The 12,016-nt window shown below is 65.3% G+C and carries 9 protein-coding genes; 6 read left to right on the forward strand and 3 right to left on the reverse strand.

Annotated elements, in window-relative coordinates:
* Positions 1-74: 74 nt before the first annotated feature.
* Positions 75-608, reverse strand: coding sequence for a plasmid pRiA4b ORF-3 family protein (locus tag DB354_RS21800; protein ID WP_107837742.1), 534 nt, complete (start codon positions 606-608; stop codon positions 75-77).
* Between the two features lie 137 nt (positions 609-745).
* Here DB354_RS21800 and DB354_RS22790 point away from each other — a divergent pair, with 137 nt between their 5' ends.
* The 3 genes from DB354_RS22790 (at position 746) to DB354_RS22135 (ending at position 3,504) form a co-directional block, all read left to right on the forward strand.
* A complete protein-coding gene (locus DB354_RS22790) occupies positions 746-1,624 on the forward strand; it encodes a hypothetical protein (RefSeq protein WP_233256726.1) in 879 nt (292 codons plus the stop codon).
* Positions 1,625-1,792: 168 nt separating this feature from the next.
* The gene (locus DB354_RS21810; RefSeq protein WP_107837744.1) at positions 1,793-2,926 is read left to right on the forward strand and encodes a glycoside hydrolase family protein; all 1,134 of its coding nucleotides are present in this window, start codon (positions 1,793-1,795) and stop codon (positions 2,924-2,926) included.
* A gap of 278 nt (positions 2,927-3,204) precedes the next feature.
* Positions 3,205-3,504, forward strand: a complete 300-nt coding sequence (locus DB354_RS22135; protein WP_146180370.1) for a hypothetical protein — start codon at positions 3,205-3,207, stop codon at positions 3,502-3,504.
* Positions 3,505-3,908: 404 nt separating this feature from the next.
* On the opposite strand, the gene DB354_RS21815 is transcribed toward DB354_RS22135, so the two are convergent.
* Together DB354_RS21815 and DB354_RS21820 are read right to left on the reverse strand one after the other, a co-directional pair.
* Positions 3,909-6,449, reverse strand: a complete 2,541-nt coding sequence (locus DB354_RS21815; RefSeq protein ID WP_199226905.1) for a glycoside hydrolase family 3 C-terminal domain-containing protein — start codon at positions 6,447-6,449, stop codon at positions 3,909-3,911.
* A gap of 463 nt (positions 6,450-6,912) precedes the next feature.
* Positions 6,913-7,194 carry a hypothetical protein gene (locus DB354_RS21820; RefSeq protein ID WP_107837745.1) on the reverse strand — a complete coding sequence of 94 codons (282 nt, stop codon included), beginning with the start codon at positions 7,192-7,194 and terminating at the stop codon, positions 6,913-6,915.
* A gap of 258 nt (positions 7,195-7,452) precedes the next feature.
* On the opposite strand from DB354_RS21820, the gene DB354_RS21825 reads away from it, so the two are divergent.
* The 3 genes from DB354_RS21825 to DB354_RS21835 all read left to right on the forward strand — a co-directional run bounded on the left by DB354_RS21825 (position 7,453) and on the right by DB354_RS21835 (position 11,983).
* Positions 7,453-8,409 carry an alpha/beta hydrolase gene (locus DB354_RS21825; RefSeq protein WP_107837746.1) on the forward strand — a complete coding sequence of 319 codons (957 nt, stop codon included), beginning with the start codon at positions 7,453-7,455 and terminating at the stop codon, positions 8,407-8,409.
* A 341-nt stretch (positions 8,410-8,750) separates the two neighbouring features.
* A complete protein-coding gene (locus tag DB354_RS21830) occupies positions 8,751-9,539 on the forward strand; it encodes a DeoR/GlpR family DNA-binding transcription regulator (RefSeq protein WP_158277661.1) in 789 nt (262 codons plus the stop codon).
* A gap of 89 nt (positions 9,540-9,628) precedes the next feature.
* The gene (locus DB354_RS21835; protein WP_107837748.1) at positions 9,629-11,983 is read left to right on the forward strand and encodes a TonB-dependent receptor plug domain-containing protein; all 2,355 of its coding nucleotides are present in this window, start codon (positions 9,629-9,631) and stop codon (positions 11,981-11,983) included.
* Positions 11,984-12,016 lie beyond the last annotated feature (33 nt).

Here is a 12,016-nt window from a genome sequence, read left to right on the forward strand (position 1 = left end):
CTGACGATATTGGCACAGACGAGCAGGCCCAATCGTCGCGCCATGCCTCCGTCAGACTCGGGCGAGCTTAGGCGCTAGACGGCAATCCGGGCGAGCTGAGCTCTTGCCCGTTCGAGGTCGAACGCCTCGGGGGCGAACGGTCCGCCGAGCCATTCGACGAATTGGCGATACTCTGCGGAATTCGACTTGGTCATGGCCGCACAAAGCGTCTGGTAGCCCGGTATGCCGCCGACGTCCTCGGGTGGACACGCCATCTTGCCGTCCACGCATTCGGCGCGTTGCCGGCGGTCCGGGGGCGCGGTGATCCGGTCCACGCGTAGTTCATGCACCCAGTACTCGCCGAAGTCGTAGACGTATGTCAGTTGGTCACCCTCGCCCTCGATGAGGGCGTCGAGCGGCATGCGGGTCTCATCGAGGCAACCGGAAGCCTCTTCCCCCTCGGGGGCAGGCGGTGCGAAGTTGCCGAGTTTGGACCGAAACATGTGCAGGTGACAGTTGCGCCAGCCCATGGCGGCCTGAATCACGCGATGAAGCTTGGGCAGCTTAATCGCGCCGGGGACGAGGACCGTCCGCGCAACGTCGGTGTCGCGGAGGCGAATCTGGAGCAGGAAGTCCGAGTGAGTCTAGGCGGAGCGCGGAGTTGCCATCGCGGGGGGAGTAAACGGTCGCACACGTGAGGGCGAGACGCGCGGGGCGTCAACTCTTGGCCGGAAACGCCGTGGCGCGGGCGGAAGGCCGGGGTTGAATGTCGCTCACGTTTGGGTACACGGGCGGAGTGCGAATCGCCGTCATCACGTGCATCTTTGCTGCTGTTTGCGCGCTCGGGGCAGGACTTGTCTGGCAGCACCGCCTCGACCCTATCATGACGGCACCGGGCGTTCGGTTGCGGCCAAGCAGGTTTTCCCTGGCGCGAGTCGATCAGGTTAGGCCGATCAATGTGGGATACGCTAATTTCGATGTTCCTGCGGAGTACTCGGGCGAACTCGTGCGCCACGACGAATCACTCTTTGTGTCCGTGACAGGAGTATCGGATATTGAACCGGCACTCACTGTCTGCCCGCCCGTGGTCGCCGACGATCCCAATGCCGTGCAGTTCCGGCGCGAAGCTGCCGCGGTGCTGGACGGCCCGGTTCCGCCGTTATGGGAGCTGCGGAAGCAGGCACTGTTTACCGAGCCGTTTTCCGTGTGGGAAATTCCGTTCCGCGGCATCAAGCGCACCAGAACCGATATGGTTCTGCTCATTTTGAAGGGGCTCGATACCAGTGCGGCGAAACAAGTGCGGTTCTGCGAGGGGGCCAGCGTCGACGCCATCATCTTTGTGCGGTCCCACCTCACCGAAGTTCGAATCATCGAGAAACGGACCGGGATCGAGCAATCGTTCTTGATAATGGCCCATGGGGAGCGGAGTGCCGTGGAACTGGCCTCCACGCTGGCACGGTCCTACCGGTTCATAGCTCTCGCGTCGGGTGAGGGGAGTCTGCTGGCCGCGCTGGCCGCGACTGGGATACGGCAGCGATTGAGCGAGAAAGCAGCCCATCCCGCAGAGGAGAGCAGGCGGCTCGAGGCGGTGGCTGACGAGGTGCGTGCGCGCCGCGCGAACCGCCGCGAGCGGCAGGATCGCTAGCTGGCAATAGCTGCTCGCTCATATTGCCCGTATTGCCCGGTCAAGAGCAGTGAGATGCCTCACGACGCGAACGGGGTACGCGTGGCCGAGTCTGGGCGCTCATACGGCTTGGCATCGGTACGCGAGGAACCGATTGCGCCGGTGCGCGGCGGTGCTTGGATCGGCGGCATGAACCCCCGCCTCTCGCTACGCGTGATCGGTCTTGGGGTGTGCCTTGCCCAGGGCGTGCACGCGGCGACCGCGACACCGGCCGGAAAGACCAAATCGTTCATCGACTACTTCCGGCCGATTCCGATGCAGGGACCTTTGACCTCGGAACTCTGGGGCGCGCCCGGCGTGCTGCCGCGTGATCCGCACAATGGCTTGGAGGACACCGCCAACCGCTACTGCTACTGGGACGGTCAGATCCTGCGCGGGGAGGACGGCAAGTACCGGCTGTTCGCATCACGCTGGGACGAAGCTCGCGGGCACAACGGCTGGAAGGACTCGGTCGGGATCAGCGCCATCAGTGACGGTCTGCTCGGGCCGTATGTCGACCGCGGTCTGATGTGGCCGACTGACCAGCGGGGCAAGGGACACAACGTGACGGCGCTGAGGCTGCCCGACGGCCGGTATGCGGTCGTCGTCAGCGAGACGCGTCAGGGGGATGTGTTTGTGTCGGCTTCGCTGGACGGTCCGTGGACGCACCTCGGGCAGATTGTGACGCACGGCGATGTACGGAAACGGGCCTCGAACTACAGCGTGATGCTGCGACCCGATGGACGTTTTCAGATCGTGCCGCGGTCGGGACAGATCCTGATCAGCGAGACCGGCGTTCTTGGCCCGTACGAGGCGCAGGGACCGAGCATCTATCCCAAGGTGGCGGGTCTGGAGCAGCGCGATCTGGAAGACCCCTGTGTTTGGTACAGCGGCGGTCGCTTTCACATCGTGGTGAACAGCTGGAGCCAGCGGCGGGCGTTTCATCTCACCTCGAAGGACGGCATCACCGGTTGGACGTTGCGCGGCGTGGCGTACGATCCCCGCGTCGACTTCGTGCGCTACACGGATGGGACCGTGAACCGCTGGGACAAACTGGAGCGTCCTGCGGTCGTGATCGAAGGCGGCCACGTGGTGGCCGTGACGCTCGCGGTGCTCGATGTGCCGAAGGATCAGGAGATGGGAAATGACCGGCATGGGAACAAGATCATCGTGATTCCCTTCGACGGAGCGGCGCTCGACCGCGATCTGGCGAACGCTCCCGAACTGCCCGCCGAGCCGGCGGCGATGGCGACGCCTGCGAAGGCATCGGAGGCCAAGTCTTAGGTTGGGGGGGGCGCGCGACCGCTGTTGCCGCCTGGCCGCGCGGGGCGGATGGAACGGTCCCCGCGCAAGGGAACGCAAACAGCCGAGCTCGGCGGCGGTTGGGTATGTGATCCCTGTGGCGTGGAACCGGGAAATATTGTGCGGCGATTGGAAAACCGGGGCTGGAAACGTGATTGTATCCCGATGTCCAAGACAACCGGCCGGGTCGAAAATGTCCTCAAGGAACTCGAGGCGCTCGCGAACGAGAAGACGCGCGCGAGCAACGCGGATCGAACATCTTGAAGATATCCGCCGAAATTCCCGGCGTCCTCGCCGAAAGTTCCTTCACGCATCCGCTCACTTTCGCCGCCTCCTCCTTCACGCATCCCGCAGAAGAACCGCCCCACTGCTTTTGTTTTCGCGCACCGGCGAAAACAAAAGATCCGGACATGATGCGAAAGTATCCGGACATTATGTTCGAGTATCTGGACATTATTCGGTTAGTGCCCGATCGACAGGCAGTAATAATTGCAGCCCTCGGTCCCTATGTGTCCGGGGTTTTCGCCGCCACGAAGACGGAAACGCACCGGGAGTTGTAGGATCAGGGGCGGGAAAGGGGCGCATCTGATCACATCCGGGACAGGTCCGTGGACGTCCGTGCGCAAAACCCACGCCCAAATCTTGCCGCTGCTCGCAAATCGCCGTGCGATTCCCGCGCCCCAAAGGGGCGAAATCCTGCCGACCGCCGTCACAAGAAGGGGCGGAAAAGGGGCGCGACTCGCGCACCGCCGCGAACAAATCGCGCGCCCACAAAGGGCGCCGCGGGGCGAAGACCTCCGCGAGATGTGCCGCCCAATCCTCCATTCTCTCGCGCCCTTTCGCCCCTTCGGCGGTCCAAAACCTGCGAACCTTCAACCTTCCAACCTGGAACTCCGCCAGGTCCAACCCGCAACTCAGCCGGGTCCGACCTGCAACTCTGCCAAGTCTCGACCGTCGATGTCCGCTACAGCTTCACGCTGGCGGATTGGCGCAGGTCGGCGGAGGAGGCGCCGACGCGGAGGGTCCAGTTGCCGGAAGGCGTGGCGTAGGCGTGCTGCTCGGTGCTCCAGCGGCGGAGGGCGGTGGCGGGCACGGTGAACGAGACGGTGCGCGTCTCGCCCTTGGCGAGAGGCACGCGGCGGAAACCGCAGAGGGCGTGGCGCTCGCGCGGGTGCGACTCCGTGGGCGGCGTCGCGTAGAGTTGGACAACCTCGTCGCCGTCGCGGGGGCCAGAGTTGGTGACATCGACCGTGACGGTTAGGGAATGGTCGGGCGCGGGGACGAAACGGAGGTTCGCGTAGCTGAACTTCGTGTAGCTCAGACCATGGCCGAACGGATACAGCGGCGTGCCGCGGAAGTAGCGGTACGTGCGGTTCTCCATCCGGTATTCGGCAAACGGCGGCAGATCCTCCGTCGACCGGTAGAATGTGACCGGCAGCCGGCCCGCCGGGTTGGTGTCGCCCAGCAGGACCTCGGCGATGGCGGTGCCGCCGGCCTGGCCAGGGTAGAAGGACTGCACGATCGCGTTGACGTGATCCGCGGCCCAGGGGAGGGCGACGGCGCTGCCGGACATGTTCACCAGGACAATCGGCTTGTGGAGAGCCTGCAGCTTCTCGAGCAACTGCTGCTGCACGGCCGGGAGCTCGATCGCTTCGCGGTCACCGCCGAGGAAACCCTCGTAGGGCACCTGCATCTCCTCGCCCTCGAGCTGCGCGCTGATGCCGCCGACAAAGATGATCGCGTCGGCCTTCGCGGCGAGCGCCACGGCCTCGGCCACGACGGCGTCGGCGGGCGGCGAACTCCATTGGAAGGAGAGGTCGGCGGGGCCGTCCGCGAGATTATATTCGAGGGTGAACGGCACCGCGGTGTTGTCGGGCAGCGCGGCGTGGACATTGAGCCGGCGCGTGCCGTTCCCGGGCGTCGGGGTCCAGGCGTCGATCAGCGTGGCGCCGTTGACCTTCAGGCGGAACCCGCCGGTGCCGGCGACCTCGAAACCGTAATCGCCGGCGAGGGTGGTCTGGATGTCGCCGGTCCAGCGTGCGGAGAAGCCGCCGGGCGGGAGCTTCTTCGGGAGCTTCTCGGAGCCGGAGGCAGGGGCGGCGGTGTGGAGCCGGATGGGGCGCTCGGTGCGCGTGGCGGCGGGTGGGCCGGCGAGGTCGAGGTTCGCGAAATACTCGCCCTTGTACCAGCCGGTGGCGAGGGGCCGGAGCGCGGGTGGGATGGCGGCGTAGTCGCAGCCGTGGGCGTAGTCGACCTGGACGGTGGGGCCGAGCGCGGCCTTGAGGCCGGCGAGAACGGTGACGGGGGCGGAGGGCGTGCCGTTGTAGTTGCCGAGGAGGACGGGCACGGAGCTGGCGTTGGGGCCGATGACGGCGAGGCGACGGAGAGCGGCTTTGCGCAGCGGGAGCGTGCCGTCGTTCTGGAGCAGGACGATGGATTCACGGGCGGCGCGGAGGGCGAGGGCGGCGTGCTCGCGGGTGTCGTTTTGCGACGGCGTGATCGCATGGAACGGCACGCGGTCGCGGGGATCAAAGAAGCCGAGTCGCAGCATCGTGCGGAGGAGCGGCGTGATCTGACGGTCGACCTGGGCCTCGGCGAGGAGGCCGGACTTGACGGCGGTGACGATGCCCGGCGCCTCGGAACCGCAGGTGACGTTCATGCCGGCCTTGAGGACGAGGGCCTCGGCCTCGGCGGCGTTGGCGGCGCGGCGGAAGGAGTGAATGAGATCGCCGACGGAGCCGCAGTCGGAAGTCACGTGGCCGTTGAAACCCCACTGGTTGAGCTGGGAGTAGAGCAGCGGGTTGATGGAGCACGGCGTACCGTTGAGGGAGTTGTAGGCCGTCATGACGACCTCGACGTGCGCTTCGCGCACCAGTGCCTCGAACGCGGGGAAGTAGGTCTCGTAGAGGTCCGCCTCGGGGGGCGCGACGTCCATGATGTGGCGGAGCGACTCGGGGCCGCTGTGAACGGCGAAGTGTTTGGCGCAGGCTGCGGCCTGGAGATAGGTTGGGTGGTCGCCCTGGAGTCCCCGGACGAAGGCGACGCCGAGTCGGGCGGTGAGGAACGGATCTTCGCCGTAGGTTTCCTGGCCGCGGCCCCAGCGCGGGTCGCGGAAAATATTGATGTTGGGCGACCAGAACGTGAGCCCGCGGAACAGGGCGCCCTCCTTGTCGGTGCCGACGTAGCTGTTGAACTTGGCGCGCCCCTCGACCCCGATCACGTGGGCAATTTCGCGGTGGAGCGGCTCATCCCACATGGCGGCGAGTCCGATGGCCTGGGGGAACACGGTCGCGATGTCGGCGTTGGCGACGCCGTGGAGGGCCTCGCTCCACCAGTCATACTTCGGGATGCCGAGCCGGGGGACGCCAGGCGTGGAGTTCTCCATCATGGAGGCCTTTTCCTCGAGCGTCATGCGGCCGACGAGGTCGCGGGCGCGTGCCTCGAGGGGCTGGGCGGGGTCGAGGTAAGCCGGCTTCGGCTCAGCGCCGAAGGCCGACGCAGCCATGACGAGCACAGCGGCAGCAACGCCAACAAGACCAGGGGTAGTCGACAGCTTCATCACGTTCATGGGGTTCCGCCCACGAAATGCCGGAACTCGCTCAGACGGAAGTGCCAAGATGCTCTATTTGTGGACCCGATGTATCACGTCGAGGGCGACGTTACAGTGAGGCTCGAAGCCGGGAAAACCTAACTTGTGAAGAGCGTACTCTCCAAGGAATACAGTGCTGTGTGGCTCGAAGGCTCCGAAGGCCGCGCGGTGTCTCCGAAGGTGGAGAAGGGACATAAACCGTAAGCTGCGGGTGAGTCTTGCCGGCTGCACCGTCCGGAGCGCCTCCCGCGCCTGCGATCTGAGGCGAGCCTCAGGAAATCCCGGTCAAGATTGTGGAATCTACAGGGGTATAGGGCTTCCCGACGGACGGGGTGTTTGCCGCGCACGGCGTTGACGGCTCCGATCGACTACCTCCGAGCTACCGGCGCGCCCAGGGGGTCCAGTAGCGATCGGAGACCAGACAGGCGGCGTAGACGACGGCGGCGAAGACGGTGGCGGCGTAGTCGAAGGGCTCGCCGGGCATGAGGTTCACGACGAGAATGCCGACGAAGAGGCAGAAGCAGAGGCCATTGGCCGCACCGGCGACGCCGAAGCCCGAGCGCCGGGTGAGGCGGGCGATCAACCACCCCACGAGCCAACTCGCCACTCGCATGACCGCGAGGAGCGCAACCAGGAGGAGTCCAACTTTGATCGCATGCATAAACGGCGGGGCTGGGGTCGCGATCCTGGCGCACGGCTCATCCGAAGGCGAGGGCACACTGGTTGGCAGCGGTGGACAGGGCCCCTGGGGCGAGGCCGCAATCTGCCTGTTCCCGGTGTTCAACAGTTGGAGCAAGGAGGGACGCGCGCCGTGAGGCGTTAGGTGAATGATGGAGCTGATCGGCAACGCGCTTGAACCCCTCCGCCGAGCCGAGGCCTTGGAGAATCCGCCCCTCACCCCTCCCTTGAAGCCATCGCCATGACCACGCGTGATACATTCCTGAAACTTACCCAGATTGTCGGACTCGCCTCCGTGCTCGGTTTCTCCGCTGCCGACGCCGTGGCGCAGGACGGAAAGATCTATCCGCTGGAAGCCCCCGCCGAACCCGCGGCCATTGCCCTCGAAACTGGCGGGGTCGAGAACCAGCCCGCGGCGGAGAGCTGGTTTCGCCAGTGGGGCGAACCGATGGCGCGCAATGTCTCGAGCGCCACGCTCACGCCCTTCCTCCCGGATCCGGCGAAGGCGACGGGCGCCGCCGTGATCGTGGCGCCTGGCGGAGGCTTCCGGTGGCTCTCGATGAACAACGAAGGGTGGAAAGTGGCCCGCGCCCTGGCGGACCGCGGCATCGCCGCCTTCGTGCTCAAGTACCGGCTCGTGCCGACGCCGGAGTCGCTCGACGAGTTCCGGGCCGGCATGGACCGGTTCTTCGCGCCGCCGGCCGCGTCCGGCGCCACCTCGAGCAAGGAACGGCCGCGTTCGCCCATCCTGGATCTGTCCCGTCAGCTCGCGGACGCGGAGGCGGCGTACGCGCTCATCCTGAAACGAGCCGGGGAATGGCACGTCGATCCGCAGCGGCTGGGCATGATTGGGTTTTCGGCGGGCGCGGGCCTCACGATGCACTGCGCGCTCCACTCGACGACGATGAAGCTGGCTTTCATCGGGCCGATCTATGGCGGCATGGGAAGCGTCGAGGTGCCCAAGGATGCGCCGCCGCTGTTCGCGGTCATCGCCAGCGATGATTTTCTGTTCCGCGGGGAGTTCGGACTGATCAAGTCCTGGTACGAAGCCAAGCGTCCGGTGGAGTTTCACCTGTACCAGAACGGTGGCCACGGCTTCGGACTCGGCTACCCGGACCGCACCAGCAACGGCTGGTTCGGAACGTTCGTCCACTGGCTCGACGTGAACAAATTCCTCGTGCCGAAGCCGGCCAAGTAGCCGGGCGCACGGTGGGCAGAGGAGGACCGGGGCTGTCACTGAGGCAACGGCTGCCGTGTTCGTCGGTGCATGCGTCATCCCGACACGGAGCGGGCCGGCAGGTGTTCACGGTGATAGCAACCCGGGAGGACCAGCAGCGGCGAGTGGCATGGTATGTGGGGTGCCGAATGGAGTCCCGCGTCCATGGGCCCATTGAAATTGCGTGCGCAATTCCTTTTCTAGCGGGCAAGGCGTGATTTGTCGGTCGCGTCGCGACATCGCAGCTGCCAGCCTGGATGTTAATTAACGTTAATAATGATCAAAACTTGACAACTTATAACATGTCAGAAAACATGAACCACATGGCGAAAAAGCTCCCCTCCGCGGCCAGGCAGGCGCTCATCCGCAATCGGTTTTCGCAGCAGCTCGGAGTGTCAATCTCCGAGCTGGCGGCGGAGTTTGCGGTCAGCGAGATGACCATCCGCCGGGATCTCGACGCGCTGGAGCGCAAGGCCCAGATCCAGCGCACGCATGGCGGGGCAGTGCTGACGGAGCGGATGATGTTCGAGTTTGACTACCGGGAACGTCGGGAACGAAACCGCGCCGAGAAGTGCGCGATCGCCGTGGAAGCGCGTAAGCTCGTTGTCCCAGGCCAGCGGCTTATCCTGGACAACGGAACCACCTCGCTCGAACTCGCCTCGCTGCTCAAGGATGGCGAGCGCCTGACCGTGGTGACGCCCAGCCTGGCGGTTGCGTCGGAGCTGCAGCATGCCCAAGGGGTGGAGGTGGTGCTGCTGGGCGGCATCCTGCGCGAGGGGAGCCCTGACCTCACCGGCCCGGTGACGGAACACTGTCTCGAAATGTTCGCGGTGGACATCGCCTTCCAGGGGGCGGATGCGATCGGCGAGGATGGATCCATTTACAACTCCGACCTGCGACTGGCACGGGTGGACAAGGCCATGCGGCGGGTTGCCGCTCAGAGTTGCATCCTGGCCGACCACACAAAGTTCGGCCACACGGCGCTCGGCCGTTCCGGATCTCTGGCCGACGTCGATCTCCTGATCACCGACGCGGGGGCTCCGCCGGCGTTGCTGAAGCGATTTTCCCGTCTCGGGGCAAAGATAGTGACCGTGCCACTCCCGGTCGCGTAGGGCCCACACCGTTCAGACTCCTGATTCCGGCGCGATGCCTCCGTTGCGCCTGGGCGTTGCCATGCCGAGTTCGGGGCCTTTCCCACACCATGATCCCGAAAACACTCGTTCCCGCCGCGACCCCGGTTCGGCTGCGCGCCCCCCTCCACCCCAGATCCCGCTGGGCGGCCTTGCTGACGTTGATCGCAACCCTCGTCTCCTGCGTGTACGCACAGCCGGCGCCGGCCGATCCCGCGACCGGGGCGAATGACGCCGCGTCCGACGCAGGCCCAGGCAACGCGGCCGAACGTTCGGCCCGGCGCCCGGTGGAGCCAGTGCGGGCCCCGCCGAGTCCGGCGCGGGACGGTGCCGAGGACGAGCCGATCGAGCTCAACCCCTTCCAGGTCGTGGAAGCCCGGCGCGGGTACTATGCCGCCAACACGATGTCGGGCACGCGAGTCAACTCGAAGCTTGATGATCTCGGCGCCTCCATTTCCGTCGTGACGAAGGAACAGATGGCCGACTTCGCGATGCTCGATATCAACGATATCTTTGCGTACGAGGCCAGCACGGAGGGCTCCGGCAACTTCACGGATTTCGCCTTCACCCAGAGTTCGCAGCCGCAGGACAACCTGCAGGCAAGCCCGAATACCGCTAACCGTGTGCGCGGCCTCACGAGTGCCAATATTGCGTACGGCGGTTTCGAGACCAGCCGACGCGTGCCGGTCGATCCAATCAGCTCGGACGCCGTCGAGATCAGCCGCGGCCCGAACTCCAACCTGTTTGGCCTGGGCAACGCCTCCGGTACGACCAACACCGTTCCGGCGACGGCGAACCTGTCGCGCGACCGGACGCAGGTGCAGTTGCGCGTCGACACGTACGGCGATCTCGACAGCGCACTCAGCACGCGGGAATCGGTCGATGTGAACCGCGTCTTGATCAAGAACAAGCTGGCACTCCGGGTGAGTCAGGTGTTCCAGAATTCCGAGTATAACCGGCAGCCGGCGGGCGTGCAGACGGAGCGCTACAACGGCATGGTCAAATACCGGCCGTTCAAGTTCACGACGGTCAATGCCACCTTCCAGTATTTCCACCAATACGGGGTACGCCCGAACAGCATCACGCCGCGCGATGCGATCACGCCATGGGTCGAGGTCGGGGCGCCGACGTGGGATCCCCGGACCAATACCGCCTATATCAATGGCTCGCCGGTGACGCGGACAGGCGCCCCCACCTCCGCGCTCGGCGGCGGCATCCCGACCATCAACGGCGCGGCGGTGTTCAGCAGCGGCTTCCAAACTACGGGCCGGGGTACGTCGCTTCTCTACATCGAGCCGACGGGCGTCGGCTTTTGGACGGCGCCCCGGGGCACCACCTCGGACGATGCCCTGCTGCGCACCAACGCGACCAACAACCAGGCGGGATTCAACTATGCCCTGCTTTCGCCGAACACCATCCGCCGGACCCAGCCGTTGTGGACCTCGGATGCGGCGGTTAACAGCAAGGGCATCTACGACTGGTCGTCGATCAACGCCGCGGCGATGAACTACCTCGACGAGAACGTGCGCACCTCGCTGGTGACGGTGGACCAGGTCTTCTTCGACACGCCGCGGCAGATGCTGGCGGGGCAGATCGGCTGGTTTCGGGAGGACTCGCCCAAGTACTATCACGATTTCCCCACGGGTTCGTCCGGCTCCACCTACCTGTACGTCGATCCCAACCAGCGCCGGCTGGACGGTACACCCAATCCGTACTTCCTGCGGCCCTATTTTGGCATGACGGAGACGAACGTCATCGACCAGCCGCTCCTTAACAACACCTTCCGTGCCCAATTGGCCTACAAACTGGATCTCACGCAGGAGAAAAACTGGCTGCGCTGGCTGGGCCTGCACCAGCTCAATGGCTACGGGGAGGGAAAGCGGAACATCACGCGATCCTTCTATTACCAGTTAGCCATGCTCGACGACCACGCGTGGCTGCCAGCCGGAACTCCCCGCGCCACCACCACCGCCCTGCCCGGGGATACGCTGCCGCAGGACCAGGCCTCACCCACCGGGTCGCGCAGCTTCCGGTTCTATCTCGTGGGTGACGCCAACGGCAGCAACGTGGACTATGCCCCCTACGCCGGCGTGCTAGGAGGCAAGTACAACTACACGTGGGGCAACTTCGCCGCCGGCCAGGCCTTTAACGAACCCACGGAGCTCGGTCTCGCGGCCAGCGTGAATGGCACCGGCGGCGCCCAGAACTCGCTGAAAATCCAGAAGACCCAGGGGGCGGTGTTGCAGAGCCACTTCTTCGACGGAAGGCTCGTGACGACGTTCGGCGTGCGCCGGGACGAAGTGTATACGAAGGCGGGAGTCGCCGCGCGCCTCCTGCCGGATGCAAAAACGCACGATAAGTCGTGGGACGAGCAATGGGCCATCGGGGACTATAAGCCGGAGCCATGCAGTAGGAACTTCGTTTAGGTGGCAAATTGGGGTCGGTCTTCTACTGCATTG

The organism is Opitutus sp. ER46 (assembly GCF_003054705.1).
Classification (GTDB): domain Bacteria; phylum Verrucomicrobiota; class Verrucomicrobiia; order Opitutales; family Opitutaceae; genus ER46.

Coding starts and splice junctions, on each gene's coding strand:
- DB354_RS21810 (WP_107837744.1), top strand. CDS start 1,793: ATGAACCCCCGCCTCTCGCTACGCGTGATCGGTCTTGGGGTGTGCCTT.
- DB354_RS21830 (WP_158277661.1), top strand. CDS start 8,751: ATGGCGAAAAAGCTCCCCTCCGCGGCCAGGCAGGCGCTCATCCGCAAT.
- DB354_RS21820 (WP_107837745.1), bottom strand. CDS start 7,194: ATGCATGCGATCAAAGTTGGACTCCTCCTGGTTGCGCTCCTCGCGGTC.
- DB354_RS21825 (WP_107837746.1), top strand. CDS start 7,453: ATGACCACGCGTGATACATTCCTGAAACTTACCCAGATTGTCGGACTC.
- DB354_RS21835 (WP_107837748.1), top strand. CDS start 9,629: ATGATCCCGAAAACACTCGTTCCCGCCGCGACCCCGGTTCGGCTGCGC.
- DB354_RS22790 (WP_233256726.1), top strand. CDS start 746: ATGTCGCTCACGTTTGGGTACACGGGCGGAGTGCGAATCGCCGTCATC.
- DB354_RS21815 (WP_199226905.1), bottom strand. CDS start 6,449: ATGGCTGCGTCGGCCTTCGGCGCTGAGCCGAAGCCGGCTTACCTCGAC.